Source organism: Haloarchaeobius sp. HME9146, assembly GCF_025399835.1.
Lineage (GTDB): Archaea > Halobacteriota > Halobacteria > Halobacteriales > Natrialbaceae > Haloarchaeobius.
In genome coordinates this window covers 3,402,708-3,424,171 of sequence record NZ_JAODVR010000001.1, presented here as the reverse complement: position 1 = coordinate 3,424,171, position 21,464 = coordinate 3,402,708, and the positions used below count along the sequence as shown (strand labels likewise).

The window sequence follows — 21,464 nt, the reverse complement described above, 5'->3', positions numbered from 1 at the left end:
GGTCTCCGTTGGATGTGAAGAATGGGATTATCGATATAAGCCTTTGGATGGTCTGATTCTCTAACAGGTGTCAGGACTGCCTGAAAAAACGGGAGAGGTCGCTTCTATCGCCGAAAATGGTCGGTGAAACGTAATCCTTTCTTCAGTGACATTTCGCCACTCTATTTAAGCGTGTGAGGCCGGTGCGTCGGCGGTCTGTGTCAGTCCGAGGTACGACTGCAGGGTTGTCAACTCGGCTGGGTCGACACCGAACGCGGTCACATCGTTGTCCGTCACAGTGTTGTCCATCTTCAGAGAACGAGCCTGGTCGGGACCGAAGGGGATGAACGGGATCGGCCCCGCGACGGTCAGGCCGAGCTTCGCCATCGCCATCGGGATGGGGAGGATGGTGATGGACTTCCCCGCGGCCTCGTAGGCGAACTCGGTCACCTCGGCCAGCGTCACCACCTCGGGCCCACCGATTTCGTAGGTCTGCCCGACGTGTTTCTCGTCCTCGACGGCGTCGGCCAGCATCGGGACGAGGTCGCCAACCCAGATGGGCTGGAAGCGCGTCTTCCCACCGCCCGGGAGCCCCGTGACGACCGGCGTCGAGAGCTTCTTCGTGAACGAGACGAACTCGCCACCCTCGCCGAAGACGACCGACGGCCGGAAGATGACGTAGTCGAGCTCCGAGGCGGTGACGATCTCCTCGGCCTGTCCCTTCGCGCGGATGTACGCGGTCGTCCCGTTCGGGTCCGCGCCGAGGGCCGACATCTGGACGAGCTTCCCGACGTCGTGCTCCTCGCAGGCACGCACGACGTTCTCGGTTCCCTGGCGGTGAACCGAGTCGTGACTCGCGTTCCCCTTCGGCTTGAACAGCGGCGACAGCGCGACGAGGTTCACCGCGACGTCCTGGCCCTCGAAGGCGTCGACGATGGACTCGTACGCGCTCACGTCCCCCATGACCGTGTTCACCGTGTTCGGCAGGTCGGCGCTGTCCGGGTGCCGGGCCAGTGCTGTCACCTCGTGGCCGCGGTCGAGGAGTTCTTCGCAGAGGCGTTGCCCGATGAAGCCGGTCCCACCAGCGACGATTACTTTCATATTTGATAGATAGTCCGGGATTCTGATAAAGGCATCCCCAAACGGGGGTGGGGGAGCGGGGTGAGCGACGGGAGCGACCAACCACCGGGCGCGCGCTGGTGAGGGTGCCGAGCGACGTGAGGCCGCGAACCGAAGCCGTGCGAGGGACGAGCACCGCAGCGTCAGCGAGGAGCGCAGTCGGCTGGGGAGGGTGTGGTGCGGCCGCGGTTCGGAGCGGTGGCGGTCACAGCCACCAGCGCGAGTGGACTGCCTGTCGAAGTCGCGAACCGCGATGACCGACAGTCAGACCGTACCGACGACTGAGACGACTCTCACAGCCACGAGAGTTCAAATACCAGAACGCGGCCACAGTCGCCATGTACTGACGACCCACCGCGCGAGGTCCAGCGGTTGCACGGGACAGCCTCGCGTCGCCTCCGCGCCAGTCCCGTCTGCTCGCCATTCACACCCGCTTCGGACAGTCAAGCAGTCCCGACGCTCATCCCCGACACAGAGACGACAGACAGAAACCCCCTCCGTCGAAAGCCGTGGGTATGCTCGTCACGCTGGAGGGACTCGACGGGAGCGGCAAGACGACCGTCTGGGAGGCGCTCCACGACACCTACCCCGACGCCACGTTCACGCGCGAACCGACCAACTCGTGGTACGGTGAGTCGGTCAACCGCGCCATCGAGGACGACGCCGCCGACCCGCTCGCCGAACTCTTCCTGTTCATCGCCGACCACGCCGACCACCTCTCGCGGGTCGTCGAACCCGCGCTCGCCGACGGCGACCTCGTCATCTCCGACCGCTACTCGGACTCGCGCTACGCCTACCAGGGCGCGACCCTCGAAGGCGAAATCAAGCGCCCGATGGAGTACATCCGCGGCGTCCACCAGCCGTTCACCATCGAACCCGACGTGACCATCTACCTCGACGTCGACCCCCACACCGCCATGCAGCGCTCCGGCGCGACCAACAAGTTCGAGCAGTCGAAGTACCTGACGAAGGTCCAGCAGAACTACGAGCGGCTCATGGAGTTCCAGCCCGAGCGGTTCGTGCAGATCGACGCGACGCGGTCGCCAGAGGAGGTGCTGGAATCGGTCGAGGAGGTCTTCGAAGCGATTCTAGAAGAAGAGTAGCGCCGCCTTCACCGGTGCCCTGCTACCGAACCGCCTTCAGACAGACCGACTTCGCCGCGTCCTGCTTGAATCCGGCCGCTATCTCGGGATTTTCACGAGTGAACGCCTCGTCCGGCGTCGGTTCGACCACGTCTCGAATCTCGAAGCCAGCGTCGAGAACTGGCGAGAACAACCCTTCGATGGACCGCCGGTAGTACGTGGCGCGGTTGCTATCCGGCCCTGAATTCCATATGATGTCGTAGCGCTCGGTCTCGTCGTAGACGGGTGTCGCCGATTCGGTCTCCACGGTCGCCTCCATGTCGCCGGGCATCGTCTCGGTCGGGTACTCGCCCTCGCGGACGACAACGTAGTCGTGGACCGGGTTGTGCGTCGAGACGACGAGCACGCCACCGTCGACGAGCACCCGAGCGAACTCCGAAAGTGGACCCGAGAGGTCCGGCAGGTGCGAGAACACGTGCTGGCAGACGACCACGTCGACGCTGTCGTCGTCGAGGAAGTCGAGGGATTCGCCCAGGTCCGCCTGCACGAACTCGGCGTCGGGGACCTGCTGCCGCGCCCGGTCGAGCATGTCTTCGCTGAGGTCGACGCCGGTCACGTCGGCACCGCGGTCGACGTACCGTTCGGCGTAGAACCCGGAGCCACAGCCCGCATCGAGCACGTGCTTGCCGTCGAGGTCCGGGAGCATCCCGTCGAGCGTCTCCCATAGCAGTCGCTCTCTGGACGGGTCAGCGACGATGTCGTCCCAGAGCGCGGCGAGTTCGTCGTAGTGGTGCGCAATCCGGGGGTCGGCGTCCTGCATGTTCGACCGTTCATAGGTCGGTGTATAAACAGGTCTGTCGTCGGGAAAATTGGCCGCTATCCGTCCCGCCTATCGCATCGTCTCGGGCAGCTCCATCTCGTCCGGTGCGGGCATCCAGAAGAAATCGACCGTGACGCCGAGCACCAGCGGAAGCGCGATGCTCACGAGCAGGGCGAGCTGTGGCGAGCCGAGGTTCGCGCCGAGTTGCAACACGCCGGAGATGAGCAGCGTGGTGGCGAACAGCAGGACGGGCGTGATGAGGGCGACGTAGACGATTGGACCCCAGTCGGTGTCGAGTCGCTGGCGGAAGAACCGCGTCGAGACGGCCGCGATGGCCGTGTTGACGACCACGAGCACTGCGAGGCCGATGACGCCCACGAGTGAGACCATACCGTCCCTAGGAAACGGACGGCCTTTGACGTATCGGAACGGCTTTCAAGTGGGCAAGTTTTGCACAGCACATGCATCGAGTCATCGGAGAACGCGACCTCTCGGACACACCATTCTCGCCCGACGAGGCCCGCGCGCTCTACCGCGACATGGTTCGTGCCCGCCGCTTCGACGAGCGAGCACTGGCGCTCCAGCGCCGCGGGTGGATGAGTGGCTACCCGCCGTACAAGGGCCAGGAGGCCTCGCAGGTCGGTGCCGCCCACGCGATGGCGGCCGAAGACTGGCTGTTCCCGACCTACCGCTCCAACGGGATGCAGATCGCCCGTGGGGTGCCCATGAGCGACATCCTGCGCTTCCGCCGGGGCCAGCCCGAGTACACCTCTGACCACGACGTGCCGAACTTCCCGCAGGCGGTCCCCATCGCCACCCAGATTCCTCACGCGACCGGGGCGGGCATGGCGATGAACTACGAAGACGACGACGGCGCAGTCCTCTGTTACTTCGGCGACGGCGCGACCTCCGAGGGCGACTTCCACGAGGGGCTCAACTTCGCCGGCGTCTTCGAGACGCCGACGGTGTTCTTCTGTGAGAACAACAACTGGGCCATCTCGCTGCCCCGTCGCAAGCAGACCGCCGCGGCGTCCATCGCCGACCGCGCCCAAGCCTACGGCTTCAAAGGCGGGCAGGTCGACGGGAACGACCCGCTGGCGGTCCGAGAGTTCGTCCAGAGCGCGCTCGAGTCAGCACGAGACGGGAAGCCGGTGCTCGTCGAGAGCATGACCTACCGGCAGGGTGCCCACACCACGAGTGACGACCCCTCGCGCTACCGCGAGGACGAAGACCTCCCGGAATGGCGGACCCGTGACCCGCTGGAGCGCTACGAGGAGTACCTCCGCGAGCAGGGCGTCATCACCGACGACTACGTCGAGACCATCCACGAGGAGGCCGACGAGGAACTGACCGACGCGGTCGAGCGTGCCGAATCTGGCGAGCCGGCGGACCCGGACGAGGTGTTCGACTCGGTGTACGCCGAGATGCCGAAGAAACTGGAGAAACAGCGCGACTGGTTACGGTCGTTCGCGGACGAACACGACGTGCAGGAACTAGAACATTAGCTGGCCCGCTACTGCAGGCAGATGTACGTCTTGGTGTCGGCGATGCCGTCTAACTTCTGTAACTTGCCGACAACGGTGTGCAAGACGTCGTACACCTCCTCGGTTTCGACCTCGGTGATGATGTCGTAGTTCCCGGCGACGATGTGGGCCTCGCTGACCGGGCCGAGGCCACGGATCGAGTCGAGGAGTTCTTCGGACTTTCCTGCCGCCGTCTTGACCATGATGAACGCGTGAACCATTCGTGCTGTGGTAGTCTCTGTCATAGCAAAAACCTTTGCCCTGTTCGGGGGAGGGCACCGGGGTAAGTTATTCAAGGGGGGTGAGCGTACACAGTGATATGCGGTTCGTTATCATTGGCGCAGGTCGAGTCGGACTCCGCACGGCTCGTGTTCTTCGGGACGAGGGACACGAGGTGACGCTCATCGAGACCGACGAGCGGAAGGTCAAGCGTGCTCGCGACCAGGACTTCACAGTCGTCGAAGGCGACGGGTCACGTGAGGACATCCTCAACGAGGCAGGGGTCGCAGACGCCGACGCGGTCGGCGCACTCACGGGGGACCTCAACACGAACTTCGCGGCGTGCATGATCGCCGACCACCACGGGGCTCGGACGGTCATGCGCATCGACGAGGACTACCGCGAGGACATCTACCGGAAGTACGCAGACGCGGTGGACGAGGTCGTCTACCCCGAGCGGCTGGGGGCGATCGGGGCGAAGAACGCCCTGCTGGGCGGTGACATCCGTGCCATCGCGGACATCGCCCAGCACCTCCAGCTGGTCGAACTCAGCGTCACGGAGGAATCCCCGATGAAGGGGTACTCCATCGCCGAGGTGGAACTCCCGAAGACGGCGACCATGATCGCCTTCGGCAAGCAGGGTCACTCGATGAGCATCCCCGACCCGGACGAGTCGCTCGAACTCGGGGACCGCGTCGTCGTCCTCGCGGATTTCGACGTGCTCGGCGACGTCCGGCAGCTCATCGTGGGTGACACGAGTCGTGCGGCACCCGCAGGAGGAGTCTAACCATGGCAGTCACAGCATACATCATGATCAAGGCGAACACGGGCGAGGCGGACCGGCTCAGAGACAGCATCGAAGACATCGAGGGCGTCGAATCCGCCTACATCGTCGCGGGCGACGTCGACGTCATCGCGAAGGTCCACGTCGAGACGCCCGGCGAGGTCAAGGACATCGCCGCCTCGCAGATACAGGGCATCCGCGGCGTCGAGGACACACAGACGTACATCGCGATGGATTGACCGCGGCCCCGGACATCGCTGTGGTTCTGGTACGAGGGTCGTGCCGACGCTACAGCGGTGGTCCGCCGCTCGACCCACCGCCGTCGACCGCGTTTTCACTGTTCTGCACCGCCGACTGCATCAGTTCAGCCGCAGCGCCCCGGTACTCGTACCCCGGGACGATGCCCTGGGCGTAGGTCCCTTCGACGAACTCGACGAGGGTCTTTGCATCCTCGACGCCCTCGCTGGCGTTCCAGGCGATATAGGAGAGTTCGACCACGACCTCGTCGTCGGTCCGGGTGACCTGCGGGGGGTCGTGGGTGGACGTGGTGGCGACGTCGAACGTGTCTTCGAGGCGCAGTTCGAGCGTCTCGAACCAGCCGTCTTCGACGACCTCGTGGACTGTCTCGCCAGTGACCGCGGCGTCGAGTGTGGGGAGGCGGACGGTGACGGCGAACTCGCCGTCGCGCTTTCCCTCGGCGCTACTGGCCGTTACGACGGCCTCGAACACGGTCGTGTCGAGGGTGTAGCCCGACTCCGTGGCGGTGAACGCGTCGTGACGCGCTAACGCCTGGTCGACGGGCTCGGGTATCTCGCTCATGCGCCGCCGCTAGGGTGCCAGCCGGCAAGGGCGTTGCGCTCTCGCCCCTCGTGTCGTGACCTCAGTTCTCGCGGTCCGCGAGGACGCCCTTGACGGCCATCGCCAGTTCGTCGAAGTTCGACAGGGTCAGGCCGTCGGTCGTGACGAACACGCCGCCGCTGTCGGTGGTGGTCCGGACGAGGAAGCCGTTCTCGAACTTCCGGATGGTGTACTCGTACTCGCCCAGCTCGGATGTCTCGTAGGCGGCCTGTGTGGTCTTGAACTCCCGCCACTCGTGGCCGACGAACGTCGAGAGGTCGGCGTCTCGCTCCAGGTCGCTTCGCAGGTAGAGCTGCTCGAAGTCGTCGCGGGTGAAGTACGTGATGGAACGGAGGCTGTCGCCTACGGTCGTTCGACACGCGCTCACCAGTCTGTCCTCGTCACGTTCGGTCAACAGGGTCGCCATGGTCCTATTCCTCTATCCATGCTCATAAGAGCGATGTTGTGTGTCAGCGACGCAAATCGTTATCAAGATTTGTCACGAACCAGCATACTTACAGCAGATACATGTATAATTACCGAATGGTTCCTGCGTACGCGGGGGCCATCGACCAGGACGACTGTCTGTCATGACATCTGATCGTGTTGGTCACCGGCGACTACCGTGCTGCCATGCCCGGGTAGTCGCTTTCTATGGGCGGTATCGCGTAGTTTTTTCACCACCCTCCGGGTAGGTGAGTCGGATGGAGGGCGTTCTCTGGCACCTGCTGGCGAGTTCGCGGGGAGCCGCGACGCGGGTCCGGATACTCCGCGCCATCGAGCAGCGCCCACGGAACGCCAACGAACTCGCGACCGAACTCGACCTCGACTACACCACCATCCGCCACCACACGGAGATCCTGCTGGAGAACAACGTGCTCCGGCGCACCGACGACGACTACGCGGCGGTGTACCTGCTCACCGACCAGCTCCGGTCGAACTGGGACGTGGTCGAAGAGATACTCGCGGTCGTGGACACGGAGGACCCATGATTGTGGACGAATTTTGGACAGCACCTATACTCGACGCGATGCAACGGAGGGACGATGACCCTGTGGCTTGAGGCCGCCCGCATCGCCGCGGGCGTGAACGCCGTGCTCTTGCTGGCCCTGGGATGGGTCTGGCTGGGCAACTACCGCCGTCACGGTGCGCGCCACACGCTCGGCCTGCTCGTGTTCGCCGCGTTCCTCCTCGTCGAGAACGCGCTCTGGCTCTACTTCTATCTGCTTCACCCCGCCTTCATCGGGTGGTTCGAGGCTGCCGGTACCGACGTGCAGATCGGCGTGACCCTGCTCTGCGGGCTCGAACTCGTCGCACTCGCGTTCATGGCACACCTCACGCTTCGTTGACCCCAAACCACACCCCGCTGACCCCGAATCGTCCCGCTGGTGTTCGGCGACTCGGGACGAATTTTGGACGCAGTTCGGAAACTGCTTTTCACCATCCAGCTACAGCATAGGGTATGGCACGCACACGACGCTCCCTGCTCGCCGCCACGGGAACCACCCTGGCCCTCGCTGGCTGTCTCGGCGACGGGGCTGGCGACGCGACCGATACCCCAACCGCGACCGACACGGCGGCCCCGACGGACACCGCCACTCCCACCGCAACCGAGACCCAGTCCATGGGTCCCACGGTGCAGGTTTCGTCTCATCCGGACCTCGGCGACATCCTCGTCGGCCCCGAGGGGATGACGCTCTACATGTTCGATTCCGACACGCAGGGCAGCGGGTCGAGCACCTGCAGCGGCGGCTGTGCCAGCGCCTGGCCACCCCTCACCGTCGATGGGATGGCTTCGGCGGGCGATGGCGTCACCGCCGACCTCACCACGTTCGAGCGTGACGGTGGAGACATGCAGGTCGCCGCCGCCGGGTGGCCGCTGTACTACTTCGCGAGCGACAGCTCCCCCGGCGACGCCAACGGCCAGGGTGCCAACGACGTGTGGTGGGTGCTCCGACCCGACGGGACGGTGGTCCGTGGGAGCGACACCGACACCGCGACCGCGACGCCGACCGAGAGCGGCGGCGGGGAGACGACGACCGACCCGTACTACTGAGTTCGCTTGCGACTCCCTGGGACGTGGGTTCCAGCCCCCGCGTACTTTTTTCTCACATTCCCTCGAATCACGGCTATGGACCCCCGCATCCGGCAACACGCCGAGATAATCGCCGAGCACTCGACCGACATCGCGGCCGGCGACCACGTCATCATCCGGAGCCAGCAGGCCGGCCGTGACCTCGTCGTCGCGCTCCACGAGGCAATCGGCGAGCGCGGAGCGCGTCCGGCGACGACCTGGCTCGACGGGCGAGCACACCGGGCGTACCTGCGGGCGGTTGACCCCGACGCCCTCGATACCCCGGAGCACGTCCTCGCCTTCGTCGAGACCGCCGATGTCATCATCGACATCAAGGCGACCCACAACGCCTACCGGACCAGTGATGTCCCACCTGAGACGGGCACTGCCTTCGGCAAGGCACACCAGCCCGTTCAGGAGGCACAGTCTGAGACGCGCTGGGTCTTCACGCAGTTCCCTACGCCGGCCAACGCCCAGCAGGCCGAGATGAGCACGGCCGCCTACGAGGACTTCGTCTGGAACGCTATCAACCGTGACTGGGCCGCCCAGCGCGAGCACCAGCAGCAACTGGTCGACATCCTGGACGCAGGCGAGGAGGTCCACATCCAGACCGGTGACACAGATATCCGCATGCGCATGGACGACAACCCCGTCAAGAACGATGCGGGCGAGGTCAACCTTCCCGGAGGCGAGGTGTACACCGCCCCCGTCCCGGACTCGGTGGCGGGAACGGTGGCCTTCGACAAACCGGTCCTCGTCCGTGGCCAGGCAGTCGATGGCGTTCGACTCACCTTCGAGAACGGCGAGGTCGTCGATTTCACGGCCGAGAGGAACGAGGACAGCCTCGACGCCCTGCTCGACACCGACGAGGGTGCCCGCCGGGTCGGCGAACTCGGCATCGGCATGAACCGCGGTATCGACCGCTTCACGGCCAACATGCTGTTCGACGAGAAGATGGGCGACACCATCCACCTCGCGCTCGGGAACGCCTACAAGGATACGGTGAGTGAGGACGGCGAACGCAACGAATCTGCCATCCACCAGGACATGCTCGTCGACGTGAGCGAGGACGCCACCATCGAGGTGGATGGTGAGGTGGTGCAGCGGGACGGGACGTTCGTGTTCGAGGAGTAGGGAGACGCGACCGCAGGGAGCGTCTCCGATTGCGAGCGGAGTGCGCCGTGAAGACGAGTTCGAGTCGTAGCACGTTCGAGGGGCAGGAATCCGGGGCTCGGAGTTACGTCTCTCACTGGCGTTCGAGAGCGGTGTGGAGGAGAGGGTGGGGCAGGATTCGAACCAGAGCGAGACGGTCCGGGCATGCGGCGCTTCGCGCCGTTCCGGGCTGCGACTCGCAGGGTTCGGAATCTGTTGCTCGCATACACGTCTCTCACTGGCGTTCGGGAACGGTGTGGGAGGGGAAGAGGAGCAGGATTCGAACCAGAGCGAGACGGTCCGGGCATGCGGCGCTTCGCGCCGTTCCGGGCTGCGACTCGCAGGGTTCGGAATCCTTTGCTCGCATACACGTCTCTCACTGGCGTTCGAGACGGTATGCGAGGGGCAGGATTCGAACCCGCGAACCTCTACAGGAGCGGATCTTAAGTCCGCCGCTTTTGGCCAAGCTCAGCCACCCTCGCGCAGTCTGGCGTATTCGGAGCGCCCCTAAGACGGTTTCGCTTACGAGGCAGCACTGCGGGGGAGTCCTCACGGTCACCTGAACTGACCAGCCGTACTTTCGGTTCGAGACGACTGTCGGCCACAGGCGAAAAAATCGCTATTCGCGCCGGTCCCCTACACTCGGATATGACGTACACACGTCGGTCCGTACTGCTCGCGAGCGCCACCTCCCTCGGCTTCGCCGGGGTCTCCGGCGTTGCCGGTGCGGTGGCCACCATCCCGACCGACCCGCAGCTGGCGACCGGTGCCGCAACGCTCCAGACCGGGACCGTCTCGGGCATCGGAGAGCCGGTACTCGTCGACGGCGACGGGATGACCCTTTACATGTTCGAGGCGGACACGCAGGGGAGCGGCGAGAGCGCCTGTACCGGGGGCTGCGCGAACGCCTGGCCGCCCCTTCTCACCGAAGGCGAGGCCAGTGTGATGGTCGCGTCGACCGTCACCGCCAGCGTCGCGACCATCGAACGCGCCGACGGCACGACCCAGGTCACCGCCGAGGGCTGGCCGCTCTACCGCTTCGCTGGTGACGAGAAGCCGGGCGACGCGAACGGGCAGGGAATCAACGATTCGTGGTGGGTCCTCTGTCGCTGCGGCAGGCCCATCCGCACTTAGGCGAGGGGCAACGCGCCCCGAAAACGAATCCGTTTACCAGTCCACGCTCAGCGTGCCGTCCCCGTGCGGGTCTGGTGAGATTTCCTTGTCAGTCCGGCGGTCCACGACGTGGATGATACCGGCACCCTTCTTCGCTGGGCAGGCCTCCGCAGCCTTGATGTTGTGCTCGAGTTCGTCCTCGTCGAAGAAGTACGTCTTCGGCCGGGCGAGGGCGGTCGAGATGTCCATCTCCCAGTTCGCGGAGACCTCGGCGCACTTGCCCGCCCCGAAGCACTTGTTCGCCTCGAAGATTATCTTGTAGGGCTTCTCCTCGACGGGCGGGGCGTTCGCCTCGCCGATCTCGCTGGGGGCGTGGGCGTCGTCGGCGTCGCTCATTGCTGGGGGTTCGGGGCGCGGGGGACTTTCGTGTGTCGGTCCCGGGTTCGGTGTCCGACCTGACGGAGAAGGCTTATGTCTCGAATCTGTGAACTCTCCGGTATGTCCCCCCGCTCCTCCCGCCGAGCCCTCCTGGGCAGCCTCGGTGCCTCACTCACGATGCTCGCCGGGTGTACGTCGTCCCCCGACGACCCACCACCGGCAGGTGTCGACTCGATACCCGACCCCGACGACCACATCTACGGTGCTGATGGCGAATGGGGAAGCTTCGGCAGCGACCGGAGCCACACCCGACAGGTCAGCGACGGAAAGGCACCTGTCGACGGGGTCACCGAGAAGTGGCGCGTCGAGGTGCCACAGCTGACCCGTCGCCTGGAACCGCTCGTCGCGAACGACGTCGTCTACCACGTCCACGACCGGTCGTTGCACGCCCTCGACGCGAGCGACGGGAGCGTCCGCTGGCGACTCCCCGACGTGGACAAGCTCCCGCTCGTCACCGACGACACCGCGTACGTTCCGGTGGAGAACCGGCTCCTGGCGGTCGACCCGCAGACGGGAGACCAGTTCTGGGAGCGCGAACTCACCGAACACGGCCACGTCGGCACTCCCGTGGCGGACCCTGACGACCGCCTGTTCGTCCCCGATGGCGAGACGCTGTTCGCGCTGGACCTTGAGACCGGCGAGACGGCGTGGTCACGCCGGCTGTTCGGGTCGATAGTCGGGCCGCCCGTCCTGGTCGATGGCTGGTACGTCGGTGTCGTCACCGGGGCGCGGAAGCTGTTCCTGCTCGAGCCCGAGGGGGTCGGTGCAGGTGAGTGGACGTTTCCGGCCTGGCCGCAGAGTCCCCCGACTGCCGACACCGACGGTATCTACTGCAACTTCGTCGACGGGATGACCCGGGGAATCAGGACCGAGCACTCGCCCCGTGGCGACGTCGACTGGCAGGCCGAGACCGGCTGGAACAACGGCGGGCTCGCGGTGAAGAGAAACCTCTACGCGGCCGGAACCAGGGGGCTGACCGCCATCGACCCCGAGACGGGCGGCCAGAGATGGACCTACGACACCGGGAACTGGCGACACACCGCGCCCGTGCTCGCCCGCGACACCCTGTTCGTCGGCGGCGACAAACTGTACGCGCTGGACCCGACGCCCAGTGGCGGCGTGCTCGGCGACGGCCCCGCGACCCGGTGGACGAAGTCGTTCCACGGCGAGGTCGGGCCGGGCCCGGTCATCGACGACGGCGTCATCTACGTGGTCGCCCAGACCGGCGAAGAAACGTACCACCTGCTGGCGCTCTCGTGACTCAGTAACTGACGACCGCGGCCAGAATCCCACCCGTCTGGCCGATACCGACGAGCGCGAACCCGGAGAGGGCGGTGTCGAGCCCACCCACGAGCGCCGGCACGATGTACAGAATCGCCCCGAGCAGGCTGAGCCCGGCACCCGCGAGGTACACCTGCGGTTTCCGGTCGACGTGCAGGCCGGTGTAGACGTAGCCCCCGGCCGGGACGAGCATCCAGCCGACGACCGTCACGGCCGCGAGCGTCGTGCTCACGGGGTCGGTGAACAGGGCCACGGTGCCGAGCAGGTTCAGTGCGGTCCCGACGACGAGGACGACCTTCCACGCGAGCAACACGCCCTCCTGCATGTCCTGCCAGGACAGCACGGTGAACGCGACGAGCAACACGTCCATCACGAGCATCCCGACGCGGACCGTGTGCGTGCTGGCAACCTCTAGGTGCGCCAGGGTCGCGAAGGTCCACGCGAGCGGGACCAGCAGTGCGGGGCCGGTCTCTCGGAGCCGACGGAGCATACCCGTCCTGTCGGGGGCCCGGTAGTAAACCCTATCTCCGAACCAGTGACCGCGAGCGCCACCGCTGGTCGATGTGGCGTCGAAAGAAAGCGGGTGTCTGTGGCGACTTACTCGTCGTGAACGTCGATGGACTCGATGACGACGTCCTGCGTCGGCTTGTCCTGGGCGTCGGTCGGCAGCGAGCCGATCTCCTCGACGACGTCCATGCCGTCGATGACCTTGCCGAAGACGGAGTGCTTGCCGTCGAGGTGCGGCGTGGCGTCGAGCGTGATGAAGAACTGCGAGCCGTTCGTGTTCGGGCCGGCGTTCGCCATCGAGAGGACGCCGGGGCCGTCGTGGCCGAGGTCCTCGTGGAACTCGTCGTCGAACTGGTAGCCGGGGCCGCCGCGGCCGGTCCCGGTCGGGTCACCGCCCTGGATCATGAAGCCCTCGATGACGCGGTGGAAGATGACGTCCTCGTACAGCGGCTCGCCCTCGATGGTCTCGCCCGTCTCGGGGTCGGACCATGCCTTCTCGCCTGTGGCGAGGCCGACGAAGTTGTCGACCGTGTTGGGGACGCGCTCGTCGTACAGCTCTACCTCGATGTCGCCGCGGTTCGTGTGGATGGTGGCAGTCAGGTCACTCATGTTCGGACCGACGGCCTGCCGGGGGAAAACGTTGTGGATTGTCGGCACGCTTACCCTCTTTGCACCCGTCTCTACGCGCCATGGGTGACACGACGTTCCTCAGGGGGGACCGGCTCTCGTTGCGGGCGGTCGAACCGACCGACCTCGACTTCCTCAGGCAGTACCAGAACGACCCCGACCTCCGGGGTCGACTGACCCGCGCGTTCCCACAGACCATCTCCGACGCCGAATCGTTCCTGAATTCGGTGACAGTTCGGGACAATCTCGCGTTCATCGCGACCGAGGGCGGCGACCGCGTCGGCTTCGTCGCGCTGTTCGACGTTGAGCACGTCCCCGGGCGGGCGCGCCTCGGCTACTGGGTCGTCCCCGAGCACCAGGGGCAGGGCTACGCCACCGAGATGGTCACCCTCGTGGTCGACTACGCCTTCGACGAACTCCGCCTGCACAAGGTGACCGCGGACACCCTCGCGAGCAACGAGGCGTCCGGGCGGGTGCTGGAAAAGTGCGGGTTCGAGCGCGAAGGGGTGTTGCGGGAACACGAGTACATCGACGGCGAGCACGTCGATAGCCACCTCTACGCGGTCTTGCGGTCTTCTCGGTAGTGCGCAGATTCAAGAGCCAGCCACCCGAACGATTCTATCGAATGACCCGCTCGGCTCGCCATCGCAGAGAGCGCGTGACACTCGCCCGGCTCCCGTCGGGCGTGGAGGTCACGACGACGGTCCACAGCTACGAGGGCCCCGACGACGGACCGACGGTGTACGTGCAGGCCGCCCAGCACGGCCGAGAGATAAACGGGACGGAGGTGTGTCGCCGCCTGCACGACGAGTTACCGACGACGGAGCTGCGCGGTCGCGTTGTCGTCGTCCCCGTCGCGAACCCGCTCACGTTCGACCGCGTGTCGTACACCACGCCGGAGATTCTGGACTCGGTGAACCCGAACATGAACCGCGTCTGGCCAGGGAACCCGGAGGGGACGGTCCACCAGCGGATGGTGGCCAGCCTGTGGGAGTACGCCGGCGAGGCCGACGCCATCGTCGACCTGCACACGGGGAGTCCCGACATGCAGACCCATACGGTGTTCATGGAGGGCGACCCCGGTTCTCGCGACCTCGCGAACGTCTTCGGGACGGACCTCCTGCTCGCCGAACAGGCCGGTGAGGAAGCCCCCGACTCGTGGCATCGCCGCGGATTCGACGGGAAACTCCGGGTCGTCGCGGCCCGCGAGGGTATCCCGGCCATCACGCCAGAGCTCGCCCACAACAAGCAGATCGTCGAGGACGCGGTCAAGACCGGGGTCCGTGGCGTGTTGAACGTGCTTCGCTCGCTCGACGTGCTCGACGGGCAGGTGATTCCGACCGGTGAGCCGCGGCTCGCGCGGAACCACCTCGGACGGGTCGACGCCAAGGAGTCGGGGCTGTTCCGTCCGGCAAAGTCGCTCGAACTGGGGCAGACGGTGTCGGCGGGCGACGACCTCGGTGTGGTGTACGACCCGACGACGTACGAGGTGCTCCAGCGCGCCGAGGTGACCCGCGATGGAATCCTCTACGCGATAACGCGGGAAGCGACGGTGAAAGGCGGAGACCGACTCGCGAGCGTCGCGGTCCCGCTGGAAGAGTGATTACCGGCCGGGCAGGAGTTCCGTGATGCTCGCCTTGCGAACGTCGCCGTCGTCCATGACGATGACGTCCAGCTCGACGTCGTAATCGTACAGCAGTTCGCGACAGACCCCACAGGCCGGTGTCACCGCCGGGTCGTTGTCGGGGTCGTTGTCGGGGTAGTACACCGCCGCGGTACAGTCGAAGCGGGTGTGGCCGTCCTTGAGCGCGTTCGAAAGGGTGACCGGCTCGCAGTGGACGCTGGCGTTCCCGATGCGAGAGTTCACGTTGACCGCGGTGTATACCTCACCGGATTCGGTCCGGAGGGCGGAGGCGACGTCGTGTCGCTCCGGGTGGAAGTGTTCTTCGAGGCAGGCTTCGGCCTCGCGGATGAGGTCGTAATCTGCAGCGTAGAGTGACCGAGAGTCCATGGCATCGCTTCGAGTGTCGAGACCAAAAGGGTGCGGTTACAGTTCAGAAGTCTCGAAGGTCGTCTAGCACTGCGGCCGCGTCGCCCGATTCGATGGCCTCGCGGGCCGCCGCCAGTCCCTCGTCGAGGTCGGACACGTCGTCGCGGGCGTACATCCGGAAGGCCGCGTTGAGGGCGATGGCGTCGGCGAACTGGTCGTCGCGCTCGCGCGCCAGGACCGCCTCGGTGATGGTTGCGGACTCTTCGGCGACGTTCTCGACTTCGAGGTCCTCGCCCTCGAAGTCCATCCCGAAGTTCGCGGTCTCGATCTCGTAGTCGGAGAGCTCTTCGCCGTCCCATTCGGCGACCTTCGTGTACCCGGGCCGGATGTCGTCGTACCCCTCCATGCCCTGGAACATGACGACCTTGTCCACGTCGCTCTCGCGGCTCTCGGCGAAGGTGTCACACACCTTCTTCGCGAACGCGAGGTGGTAGAACGAGCCGAGGTGGACCGAGGCGTTCGCGGGGTTCGCGAGCGTCTCGATGGTGTTGACGAACGAACGCACGCCGAGCTGGTCGCGCTGCTCCCAGAGCGCGTGGACCTTCGGGTTGAACTCGGGCTGGTAGTAGAAGCCGAAGCCGGTCTCGTCGACCATGTCGGCGGACTCCTGCACCGAAAGCTCGGTCCGGATGCCGAGTTCGTCCAGCACGTGCTTGTAGGCGTCCTGCTTCTGCGTCGGAACGCGGTCGCCGGAGTGCGCGACGACCGGGGTGCCCGCGGCCGCGGCGACGACGCCCGCGCCGACGCCGAAGATGGCCGAGCGACCCTTGCCGTCGTAGTTCGCGCCGCAGTCGACGGGGTCGCAGTCGGGCTCGGCCGTCACGACGCTCTCCTCGCGCATCACGTCGGTGTACGCGCCGAGTTCCTCCGCGTTGTTGTGCTTCCAGCGGTTCGCCAGCCAGAATCCCCCGAGGGTAAGGTCGTCGGGCTCGCCGCCGAGGATGCGCTGGAACGCCTCCAGGGCCTGTTCGCGTGTCAGGTCCTCCGCGGACTTCGGACCCGAGCCACACACTTCCGTCATCAGCCGTTTCAGCGGCCACTCGCCGTACTCCTGAGACGTTTTCGTCATGGGCAGGCCTTGGGACGGTCCGGCCAAAAGTCGCCCGGTCCGTTCCCGGGCCGCGGGAATCTCGCTATTCCTTCCGGTAGCTCGCGGTCCGCCCCCACGAGGTCTTCTTCCCCCACAGGCCAGAGCGCATGCACTCCAGCTCGACGATCTGGGAGTTATCGACGAACAGGTTCACGTTCGGCCCGAAGTTCTTGATGTACCACTCGAACACCGGCGGGTCCGCGGCCTCGAACACGCAGTTCTCGATGCCGACCTCGTTGGCGATCTGGAAGGCCACGTCGGTCCGCCATTCTCGCACCCGCTCGGTGATGCCCTCGGACTCGACCATTATCTTGTACGCGCCGGCCTCCAGGTGGCGCTCGGCCTCGCGGATGGCGCTCGTCGGGTCGATGGCCGCCTCGCTCTCCAGTTCCTCGACGCTGGAGGCACCACCGGCCCCGAACTGGACGTTGATCTCGGGCTTCGGTTTCAGCCCGTAGTTCGCGACTGTCTCGGTCAGGGCGACGAGGTCGTCGGTGTCGATGGCGAGGAAGCCCGACGAGATCTCCACGATGTCGAAGCCGAGGTTCTTCGCCTCCTCGATGTAGCGGTCCACGAGGTCGTTATCGCGGACGAGGACGTTCTCGACGAACCCGCCGGTCGAGACCATCACGTCGAACTCGTGGCAGGTCTCGATGAGTTCTTTCACTGCCTTCTCGGGCATCAGGGCGAACGACCCGCCCGAGAACTTGTAGATGTCCACGTACTCGCCCATCGTCTCAAGGATGTCCCGCAACTCGCGGGGCCCCATCGGGTCGTAGTACGGCCCGCGAATCTCGGTGATGCCGCGGTCGCGGGGTTTCTCCGGGCGGTCGTTGATGTGCAGGAAGTCGAAGGCGCGAGCCATGGCTGATGTTGGGTCGCGAGTCGATTATGGATGCGGCTTGGTAACGCAAGACACTATCTGTGTGGTGGGCGTCCTGTCCCGGACGGCCTAACCGTCTGTGCCCACCTGTTACCCGTCTCGAGTCCCTCGTCTCGGGTATGGTCGACAGAGAACTCGGACAGGCGGTCATCGTGTACGACGACCCGGACGGCGAGACCGTCGAGAAGACGGTCGAGAACGAGCACATCGCGTACTTCCAGGACCACTGGATCCTGAAGACCGGCGAGGAGGACGGCAGGGACCTCGTCCGCCGCATCCCGATCCAGCGTGTCCACTACGTCGAGCGCTCTGTCGAACAGTTCGAGCGCGAGGTCAGCACGCTGCGCGACCAGGTCCAGTCGGTCGCCGACGACCTGCGCTCGAAGCTCCTCGGAAGCGGTGAAGAGACCCACCAGACCGACGACGCCATCCGAATCGACGTCTCCGAGGGGTCCGACGACGACCCGGACGCGAGACGCTGACGCCGCCCCTGTCTCCCTACTTCAACAGCGCGACCAGGTCCTCCACGTCGTGTTGCTCCAGTTGCAACACCGTCTCGACGATGTCGTTCCGGTGGTCCTCGTCGTACCGTCCCTGGGTCAGGTCGTGGAACTTCGCCTCAACCTGCTCCCAGGCCATCGGGTCGGTCGGGTGGCCCTGGAACCCCGATTTCTCTATCTCGTAGGTCGTCCCGTCCTTGAGCGTGACGTGGAGCAGTGCGGGCATCTCCCCGTTCTCGAACCGCGTCGTCAACGCCTCGTCCTCGCTGACCTCGACGGTCCGGAGCAGCGTCTGGACGTCCTCGCGGTGGATGCGGTCGCGGTCGTAGGCGTCGATGCCGAGTTCGCGGTCGGCCAGCGCGGCCGCCAGCATGTACGGCAGGGAGTGGTCGGCCTGTGCCTTCGTCTCGACCTCGTAACGGCTGCCCTCGCCGCCGCCGATGATGAGCTTCGCGCCCGCGAAGGTGTCCAGATGGATGCGTTCGACCTGTGCGGGGTCGATGTCCTCGGACTCGGCGAGCTGGATGATGCCCTCGACCGCGGATTGGGCATAGGTCTCGGCGACGTAGCGCTTGGTCATGGTGTCGAAGACGCGCGGACAGCCCGGGTCGAGGTCGACCTCGAAGTCGCCCGAGATAACCTGCTGCCAGCCCTTCTGGCCCTCGAACAGGTTCGTCGGGCCGTCCATCCCGTGGCGGGCGAGCCGGGTGGCGTAGACGGCGTTCCGGGCCGCGTTCGCGCTCGCGACGCCCTTCCACTCGTTGATACCGCCAGTGCGAGTCACCCGGAGGGCGTTGTGGGCCGTGCCGGCGATGCCGATGGCGTTCAGCAACTGGTCGGGGTCTAACCCGTAGGCCTTCCCGGCGGCGCAGGCCGACGAGATGACGGTGTGGGTGACGTGGTCCCAGCCGCGGTCGCGGACCGGCGCGTTCCAGGCCAGTTCGCCCTGCACCTCGTAGGCGACCCCGATGGCCTCGAGCAGGTCCTTCCCGGTGCCGGCGGCGTCCTCGGTGCAGGCGATGGCGGCCGCGATGTTGTCGCTCGGGTGGGGCGTCTCCCCGGGGGCGAGGAACGAGTCCATGAAGTCGAGGTATCGAACCAGACTCGTGTTGTGCATCGTCGCCTCGTCGGGGCTGGCTCGCGCCCGGTGGCCCCACAGCCGACAGGGCCCGTCCCGGCCGTACTCGGTGACGGTGCTGAAGACGGTGTCTGTCGTCTCGGCGTCGAGGGCGGCCACCGCGATGCCGAGCGAATCGAGCACGCGTTTTTTCAGTTCGTCGACCACGTCGTCCGGGAGGGCGTCGTACTCGACGGCGGGCACGAACTCGGCGAACGTCTGGGTTTCGACCATGCTAGAGAATGCGGGTCACACCCGGAAAGCCGGTACCCACGACTGCTCAAGCCGAACGACGTGCGGAGGTGGTTCTGACGGGGGTCGCCGTGCTACGCGATCCTGTAGCCGAACTGGATGCCATCCTCGTCCACCCACACCGACAACCGACCGGAGGCAGGACGCTCGTCGAGGTTCCACTCGTACGTGGCACTGTCGGCCGAGTCGGTGCTCGCCTCCACGAGATACACGCCGGAGGCGCGATGCTCGAACAGGTCGAGGTAGCGTTGTCTCTCCGGACGGAGGCTGAACGTGTCGTCGAACACGGTCGCTCCCGACGACTCGTCCGTGATTCGAACCCTGAAGCGGCGGGTCTCGTCGGTTCCGTTCGAGACGCGAACGTCGACGGGGTCGTCGCCGGTGCCGACGTCGGTGGGGTAGGTCTGGTTGAACGTGGTCGTCCCCGTCTCGGTCGCGGCACCGGGCGATGTCGTCGTCCCGGGCGTCGAATCGGAGAGACAGCCACCGACACCGAGCGAGAGGGCGGTCGCGACGGTCAGTTTCACGACCCGTCGGCGGGTGTGGTCACGGTCGGCCATCGACTCGGTCGTCGCAGGCGGTCGTATTCTCCTTCCTGCATGGCAGTTCATGCAGCCGGCTGCCCGGTTCGGCGTGGACGTCGCCGTTCGAAACACCTACCCTCCCGAACTCCCTAGCACCGGCGATGAACACGCAGTCGGGTGACTGGCGAGCGAGCCTCGACGACGTGGACGCTCGCCTCATCGACGAGTACCAGTCTGGCTTCCCGGTGACGGCCGACCCCTTCGAGGTCGTCGGGGACGACCTCGGCGTCACCGCGGCCGAAGCGTTCGAGCGCGTGACACACCTCCGGGAGTCGGGGGTGTTCCGCCGGTTCGGCCCGGTGCTGAACCCGCCCGTCATCGGCTCCTCGACGCTGGCCGCTGTCAAGGCCCCCGAGGACCGGTTCGACGAGGTCGCCGGGGTCATCAACGGCTACCGGCAGGTGAACCACAACTACCGCCGCGAACACGAGTGGAACATGTGGTTCGTCGTGACCGCCGGCTCCCGCGAGACCCGCGACAGAATCCTCACCGAGATAGAGGAACGGACGGGGTGTGCGGTGCTGAACCTCCCGATGCTCACCGACTACTACATCGACCTGGAGTTCCCGGTCGTGAACTCGGACCGCTTCGCTCGCGAGAGCCTGGAGTCGACCGAGGTCGCCGCGACCCGCATCTCCGAGAGCGCGAGGGGAGACCTCACCCCCTTCGAGGGCGACCTCCTGCTCGCCATCCAGGACGGTTTCCCGCTCTCAGAGACCCCCTACCGTGACCTCGCGGCCGACCTCTCGGTCGAGGTCGAGGACGTGCTCGCGGCCATCGAGCGGCTCGGAGAGAACGGCTGCATCAAGCGCATCGGCTGCATCGTCAACCACGTCGTCACCGGGTTCTCGAACAACTGCATGGTCGTCTGGAACGTTCCCGACGACGAACTCGACGAGCGCGGGCTGGCAGTCGGCGAACTCCCCTACGTGACGCTGTGTTACCACCGGCCGCGCCGCCCCGAGCACGACTGGTCGTACAACCTGTTCACGATGATTCACGGGCGCGAAGCAGAGGCCGTCGACGAGAAGGTGGACGAACTCGCGAGCGAGTACCTCCCGTTCGAGCACGAGCGGCTCTACTCGACGGAGACGTTGAAACAGACGGGTGCGCAGTACGACGAACTGGTCTGAAGCGGTTCTACTTGGAACTGAACAGGATCATCGGGCCGAGCACGAGCAGTCCGACTCCGAGGAACGTGTACTCGACAGGTGCAAGGCTCGCCGGCGTCAGCACGAAGATCGCGCCGAACGCGACGACGTTGATGCCGATTATCTTGGCAGATTTCAGCGGGAGCGCCCCGACGACGGAGAGAATGAACGCTGCCAGGAGCGCCTGCCCGACGTTGTACTGGAGCAGGAAGTTGTCGATTATCTGTAGTGGGAGCGCGGTCATCCTTGGTCGATACTCCCGACGAAGCGGCCTTAATGCTA

Annotated in this window: 29 protein-coding genes and 1 tRNA gene; 14 read left to right on the top strand and 16 right to left on the bottom strand. The window is 65.8% G+C overall.

From position 1 onward, the window contains the following. Positions 1 to 165: 165 nt before the first annotated feature. Entirely contained in the window at positions 166 to 1,080 is a 915-nt protein-coding gene (locus N6C22_RS17650) for a complex I NDUFA9 subunit family protein (RefSeq protein WP_261652448.1), read from the bottom strand. A gap of 533 nt (positions 1,081 to 1,613) precedes the next feature. On the opposite strand from N6C22_RS17650, the gene tmk reads away from it, so the two are divergent. Continuing rightward, positions 1,614 to 2,201 (top strand): dTMP kinase, encoded by a 588-nt coding sequence (gene tmk / locus N6C22_RS17645; RefSeq protein WP_261652447.1) that lies wholly within the window; start codon positions 1,614 to 1,616, stop codon positions 2,199 to 2,201. A gap of 22 nt (positions 2,202 to 2,223) precedes the next feature. Here tmk and N6C22_RS17640 read toward each other — a convergent pair whose 3' ends face one another. Together N6C22_RS17640 and N6C22_RS17635 are read right to left on the bottom strand one after the other, a co-directional pair. Continuing rightward, entirely contained in the window at positions 2,224 to 3,000 is a 777-nt protein-coding gene (locus N6C22_RS17640; RefSeq protein WP_261652446.1) for a class I SAM-dependent methyltransferase, read from the bottom strand. A gap of 69 nt (positions 3,001 to 3,069) precedes the next feature. Then, the gene (locus N6C22_RS17635) at positions 3,070 to 3,390 is read right to left on the bottom strand and encodes a hypothetical protein (protein ID WP_261652445.1); all 321 of its coding nucleotides are present in this window, start codon (positions 3,388 to 3,390) and stop codon (positions 3,070 to 3,072) included. Between the two features lie 71 nt (positions 3,391 to 3,461). On the opposite strand from N6C22_RS17635, the gene pdhA reads away from it, so the two are divergent. After that, a complete protein-coding gene (pdhA, locus tag N6C22_RS17630; RefSeq protein WP_261652444.1) occupies positions 3,462 to 4,505 on the top strand; it encodes a pyruvate dehydrogenase (acetyl-transferring) E1 component subunit alpha in 1,044 nt (347 codons plus the stop codon). A gap of 8 nt (positions 4,506 to 4,513) precedes the next feature. On the opposite strand, the gene N6C22_RS17625 is transcribed toward pdhA, so the two are convergent. Continuing rightward, positions 4,514 to 4,744, bottom strand: a complete 231-nt coding sequence (locus tag N6C22_RS17625; RefSeq protein ID WP_261652443.1) for an Lrp/AsnC family transcriptional regulator — start codon at positions 4,742 to 4,744, stop codon at positions 4,514 to 4,516. Between the two features lie 98 nt (positions 4,745 to 4,842). Here N6C22_RS17625 and N6C22_RS17620 point away from each other — a divergent pair, with 98 nt between their 5' ends. Next, complete coding sequence (locus N6C22_RS17620; RefSeq protein WP_261652442.1) at positions 4,843 to 5,529, top strand: TrkA family potassium uptake protein; 687 nt, start codon at positions 4,843 to 4,845, stop codon at positions 5,527 to 5,529. A 2-nt stretch (positions 5,530 to 5,531) separates the two neighbouring features. Then, positions 5,532 to 5,765 (top strand): Lrp/AsnC family transcriptional regulator, encoded by a 234-nt coding sequence (locus N6C22_RS17615; RefSeq protein WP_261652441.1) that lies wholly within the window; start codon positions 5,532 to 5,534, stop codon positions 5,763 to 5,765. 49 nt (positions 5,766 to 5,814) lie between these two features. On the opposite strand, the gene N6C22_RS17610 is transcribed toward N6C22_RS17615, so the two are convergent. Together N6C22_RS17610 and N6C22_RS17605 are read right to left on the bottom strand one after the other, a co-directional pair. Then, entirely contained in the window at positions 5,815 to 6,345 is a 531-nt protein-coding gene (locus N6C22_RS17610; RefSeq protein WP_261652440.1) for a DUF5813 family protein, read from the bottom strand. A gap of 61 nt (positions 6,346 to 6,406) precedes the next feature. Further along, complete coding sequence (locus tag N6C22_RS17605) at positions 6,407 to 6,790, bottom strand: hypothetical protein (protein WP_261652439.1); 384 nt, start codon at positions 6,788 to 6,790, stop codon at positions 6,407 to 6,409. Positions 6,791 to 7,067: 277 nt separating this feature from the next. Here N6C22_RS17605 and N6C22_RS17600 point away from each other — a divergent pair, with 277 nt between their 5' ends. From N6C22_RS17600 to N6C22_RS17585, 4 genes are all read left to right on the top strand, one after another. Then, entirely contained in the window at positions 7,068 to 7,355 is a 288-nt protein-coding gene (locus N6C22_RS17600; RefSeq protein ID WP_261652438.1) for a winged helix-turn-helix domain-containing protein, read from the top strand. Positions 7,356 to 7,409: 54 nt separating this feature from the next. Further along, positions 7,410 to 7,712, top strand: a complete 303-nt coding sequence (locus N6C22_RS17595; protein ID WP_261652437.1) for a hypothetical protein — start codon at positions 7,410 to 7,412, stop codon at positions 7,710 to 7,712. Positions 7,713 to 7,825: 113 nt separating this feature from the next. After that, entirely contained in the window at positions 7,826 to 8,419 is a 594-nt protein-coding gene (locus tag N6C22_RS17590) for a hypothetical protein (protein WP_261652436.1), read from the top strand. Between the two features lie 75 nt (positions 8,420 to 8,494). Beyond that, entirely contained in the window at positions 8,495 to 9,571 is a 1,077-nt protein-coding gene (locus N6C22_RS17585; RefSeq protein ID WP_261652435.1) for an aminopeptidase, read from the top strand. A gap of 415 nt (positions 9,572 to 9,986) precedes the next feature. Here N6C22_RS17585 and N6C22_RS17580 read toward each other — a convergent pair. Next, a tRNA-Leu gene (locus tag N6C22_RS17580) sits at positions 9,987 to 10,071 on the bottom strand. A gap of 166 nt (positions 10,072 to 10,237) precedes the next feature. Here N6C22_RS17580 and N6C22_RS17575 point away from each other — a divergent pair. Further along, complete coding sequence (locus tag N6C22_RS17575) at positions 10,238 to 10,723, top strand: hypothetical protein (protein WP_261652434.1); 486 nt, start codon at positions 10,238 to 10,240, stop codon at positions 10,721 to 10,723. A gap of 33 nt (positions 10,724 to 10,756) precedes the next feature. Here the strand turns inward: N6C22_RS17575 and N6C22_RS17570 are convergent, their stop codons facing one another. Then, positions 10,757 to 11,098 (bottom strand): ferredoxin, encoded by a 342-nt coding sequence (locus N6C22_RS17570; RefSeq protein WP_261652433.1) that lies wholly within the window; start codon positions 11,096 to 11,098, stop codon positions 10,757 to 10,759. A gap of 102 nt (positions 11,099 to 11,200) precedes the next feature. Between N6C22_RS17570 and N6C22_RS17565 the strand changes: the two genes are divergently transcribed. Then, entirely contained in the window at positions 11,201 to 12,400 is a 1,200-nt protein-coding gene (locus N6C22_RS17565; protein WP_261652432.1) for a PQQ-binding-like beta-propeller repeat protein, read from the top strand. A gap of 1 nt (position 12,401) precedes the next feature. Here the strand turns inward: N6C22_RS17565 and N6C22_RS17560 are convergent, their stop codons facing one another. Beyond that, positions 12,402 to 12,911 (bottom strand): hypothetical protein, encoded by a 510-nt coding sequence (locus tag N6C22_RS17560; RefSeq protein WP_261652431.1) that lies wholly within the window; start codon positions 12,909 to 12,911, stop codon positions 12,402 to 12,404. Between the two features lie 107 nt (positions 12,912 to 13,018). Then, positions 13,019 to 13,537 carry a peptidylprolyl isomerase gene (locus N6C22_RS17555; protein WP_261652430.1) on the bottom strand — a complete coding sequence of 173 codons (519 nt, stop codon included), beginning with the start codon at positions 13,535 to 13,537 and terminating at the stop codon, positions 13,019 to 13,021. 80 nt (positions 13,538 to 13,617) lie between these two features. Here N6C22_RS17555 and N6C22_RS17550 point away from each other — a divergent pair, with 80 nt between their 5' ends. Beyond that, complete coding sequence (locus tag N6C22_RS17550; RefSeq protein ID WP_261652429.1) at positions 13,618 to 14,139, top strand: GNAT family N-acetyltransferase; 522 nt, start codon at positions 13,618 to 13,620, stop codon at positions 14,137 to 14,139. 41 nt (positions 14,140 to 14,180) lie between these two features. Continuing rightward, positions 14,181 to 15,158 (top strand): succinylglutamate desuccinylase/aspartoacylase family protein, encoded by a 978-nt coding sequence (locus N6C22_RS17545; protein ID WP_261652428.1) that lies wholly within the window; start codon positions 14,181 to 14,183, stop codon positions 15,156 to 15,158. Here the strand turns inward: N6C22_RS17545 and N6C22_RS17540 are convergent, their stop codons facing one another. The 3 genes from N6C22_RS17540 to N6C22_RS17530 all read right to left on the bottom strand — a co-directional run bounded on the left by N6C22_RS17540 (position 15,159) and on the right by N6C22_RS17530 (position 17,560). After that, positions 15,159 to 15,566 carry a hypothetical protein gene (locus tag N6C22_RS17540; protein ID WP_261652427.1) on the bottom strand — a complete coding sequence of 136 codons (408 nt, stop codon included), beginning with the start codon at positions 15,564 to 15,566 and terminating at the stop codon, positions 15,159 to 15,161. 43 nt (positions 15,567 to 15,609) lie between these two features. After that, positions 15,610 to 16,674 (bottom strand): anthranilate phosphoribosyltransferase, encoded by a 1,065-nt coding sequence (locus N6C22_RS17535; protein WP_261652426.1) that lies wholly within the window; start codon positions 16,672 to 16,674, stop codon positions 15,610 to 15,612. 64 nt (positions 16,675 to 16,738) lie between these two features. Continuing rightward, a complete protein-coding gene (locus N6C22_RS17530) occupies positions 16,739 to 17,560 on the bottom strand; it encodes a phosphosulfolactate synthase (RefSeq protein WP_261652425.1) in 822 nt (273 codons plus the stop codon). A gap of 137 nt (positions 17,561 to 17,697) precedes the next feature. Between N6C22_RS17530 and N6C22_RS17525 the strand changes: the two genes are divergently transcribed. After that, on the top strand, positions 17,698 to 18,060 hold the full coding sequence (locus tag N6C22_RS17525) for a hypothetical protein (protein ID WP_261652424.1): 363 nt from the start codon (positions 17,698 to 17,700) through the stop codon (positions 18,058 to 18,060). A 16-nt stretch (positions 18,061 to 18,076) separates the two neighbouring features. Here N6C22_RS17525 and N6C22_RS17520 read toward each other — a convergent pair whose 3' ends face one another. Beyond that, the gene (locus tag N6C22_RS17520; protein WP_261652423.1) at positions 18,077 to 19,429 is read right to left on the bottom strand and encodes an MmgE/PrpD family protein; all 1,353 of its coding nucleotides are present in this window, start codon (positions 19,427 to 19,429) and stop codon (positions 18,077 to 18,079) included. A gap of 92 nt (positions 19,430 to 19,521) precedes the next feature. Further along, positions 19,522 to 20,007 carry a hypothetical protein gene (locus N6C22_RS17515; RefSeq protein ID WP_261652422.1) on the bottom strand — a complete coding sequence of 162 codons (486 nt, stop codon included), beginning with the start codon at positions 20,005 to 20,007 and terminating at the stop codon, positions 19,522 to 19,524. Positions 20,008 to 20,132: 125 nt separating this feature from the next. Here N6C22_RS17515 and N6C22_RS17510 point away from each other — a divergent pair, with 125 nt between their 5' ends. Continuing rightward, a complete protein-coding gene (locus tag N6C22_RS17510) occupies positions 20,133 to 21,164 on the top strand; it encodes an Lrp/AsnC family transcriptional regulator (protein ID WP_261652420.1) in 1,032 nt (343 codons plus the stop codon). 7 nt (positions 21,165 to 21,171) lie between these two features. On the opposite strand, the gene N6C22_RS17505 is transcribed toward N6C22_RS17510, so the two are convergent. After that, a complete protein-coding gene (locus N6C22_RS17505; protein ID WP_261652419.1) occupies positions 21,172 to 21,426 on the bottom strand; it encodes a hypothetical protein in 255 nt (84 codons plus the stop codon). Positions 21,427 to 21,464 lie beyond the last annotated feature (38 nt).

Excerpts from the sequence above, each read along its gene's own strand:
- N6C22_RS17585 (WP_261652435.1), top strand. The coding sequence starts at position 8,495 with ATGGACCCCCGCATCCGGCAACACGCCGAGATAATCGCCGAGCACTCG.
- N6C22_RS17625 (WP_261652443.1), bottom strand. The coding sequence starts at position 4,744 with ATGGTTCACGCGTTCATCATGGTCAAGACGGCGGCAGGAAAGTCCGAA.
- N6C22_RS17550 (WP_261652429.1), top strand. The coding sequence starts at position 13,618 with ATGGGTGACACGACGTTCCTCAGGGGGGACCGGCTCTCGTTGCGGGCG.
- N6C22_RS17545 (WP_261652428.1), top strand. The coding sequence starts at position 14,181 with ATGACCCGCTCGGCTCGCCATCGCAGAGAGCGCGTGACACTCGCCCGG.
- N6C22_RS17635 (WP_261652445.1), bottom strand. The coding sequence starts at position 3,390 with ATGGTCTCACTCGTGGGCGTCATCGGCCTCGCAGTGCTCGTGGTCGTC.
- N6C22_RS17640 (WP_261652446.1), bottom strand. The coding sequence starts at position 3,000 with ATGCAGGACGCCGACCCCCGGATTGCGCACCACTACGACGAACTCGCC.
- N6C22_RS17565 (WP_261652432.1), top strand. The coding sequence starts at position 11,201 with ATGTCCCCCCGCTCCTCCCGCCGAGCCCTCCTGGGCAGCCTCGGTGCC.
- N6C22_RS17540 (WP_261652427.1), bottom strand. The coding sequence starts at position 15,566 with ATGGACTCTCGGTCACTCTACGCTGCAGATTACGACCTCATCCGCGAG.
- N6C22_RS17520 (WP_261652423.1), bottom strand. The coding sequence starts at position 19,429 with ATGGTCGAAACCCAGACGTTCGCCGAGTTCGTGCCCGCCGTCGAGTAC.
- N6C22_RS17525 (WP_261652424.1), top strand. The coding sequence starts at position 17,698 with ATGGTCGACAGAGAACTCGGACAGGCGGTCATCGTGTACGACGACCCG.
- N6C22_RS17530 (WP_261652425.1), bottom strand. The coding sequence starts at position 17,560 with ATGGCTCGCGCCTTCGACTTCCTGCACATCAACGACCGCCCGGAGAAA.
- N6C22_RS17615 (WP_261652441.1), top strand. The coding sequence starts at position 5,532 with ATGGCAGTCACAGCATACATCATGATCAAGGCGAACACGGGCGAGGCG.
- N6C22_RS17605 (WP_261652439.1), bottom strand. The coding sequence starts at position 6,790 with ATGGCGACCCTGTTGACCGAACGTGACGAGGACAGACTGGTGAGCGCG.
- N6C22_RS17650 (WP_261652448.1), bottom strand. The coding sequence starts at position 1,080 with ATGAAAGTAATCGTCGCTGGTGGGACCGGCTTCATCGGGCAACGCCTC.
- N6C22_RS17555 (WP_261652430.1), bottom strand. The coding sequence starts at position 13,537 with ATGAGTGACCTGACTGCCACCATCCACACGAACCGCGGCGACATCGAG.
- N6C22_RS17620 (WP_261652442.1), top strand. The coding sequence starts at position 4,843 with ATGCGGTTCGTTATCATTGGCGCAGGTCGAGTCGGACTCCGCACGGCT.
- N6C22_RS17505 (WP_261652419.1), bottom strand. The coding sequence starts at position 21,426 with ATGACCGCGCTCCCACTACAGATAATCGACAACTTCCTGCTCCAGTAC.
- N6C22_RS17600 (WP_261652438.1), top strand. The coding sequence starts at position 7,068 with ATGGAGGGCGTTCTCTGGCACCTGCTGGCGAGTTCGCGGGGAGCCGCG.
- N6C22_RS17515 (WP_261652422.1), bottom strand. The coding sequence starts at position 20,007 with ATGGCCGACCGTGACCACACCCGCCGACGGGTCGTGAAACTGACCGTC.
- pdhA (WP_261652444.1), top strand. The coding sequence starts at position 3,462 with ATGCATCGAGTCATCGGAGAACGCGACCTCTCGGACACACCATTCTCG.
- N6C22_RS17510 (WP_261652420.1), top strand. The coding sequence starts at position 20,133 with ATGAACACGCAGTCGGGTGACTGGCGAGCGAGCCTCGACGACGTGGAC.
- N6C22_RS17610 (WP_261652440.1), bottom strand. The coding sequence starts at position 6,345 with ATGAGCGAGATACCCGAGCCCGTCGACCAGGCGTTAGCGCGTCACGAC.
- tmk (WP_261652447.1), top strand. The coding sequence starts at position 1,614 with ATGCTCGTCACGCTGGAGGGACTCGACGGGAGCGGCAAGACGACCGTC.
- N6C22_RS17535 (WP_261652426.1), bottom strand. The coding sequence starts at position 16,674 with ATGACGAAAACGTCTCAGGAGTACGGCGAGTGGCCGCTGAAACGGCTG.
- N6C22_RS17595 (WP_261652437.1), top strand. The coding sequence starts at position 7,410 with ATGACCCTGTGGCTTGAGGCCGCCCGCATCGCCGCGGGCGTGAACGCC.
- N6C22_RS17570 (WP_261652433.1), bottom strand. The coding sequence starts at position 11,098 with ATGAGCGACGCCGACGACGCCCACGCCCCCAGCGAGATCGGCGAGGCG.
- N6C22_RS17560 (WP_261652431.1), bottom strand. The coding sequence starts at position 12,911 with ATGCTCCGTCGGCTCCGAGAGACCGGCCCCGCACTGCTGGTCCCGCTC.
- N6C22_RS17590 (WP_261652436.1), top strand. The coding sequence starts at position 7,826 with ATGGCACGCACACGACGCTCCCTGCTCGCCGCCACGGGAACCACCCTG.
- N6C22_RS17575 (WP_261652434.1), top strand. The coding sequence starts at position 10,238 with ATGACGTACACACGTCGGTCCGTACTGCTCGCGAGCGCCACCTCCCTC.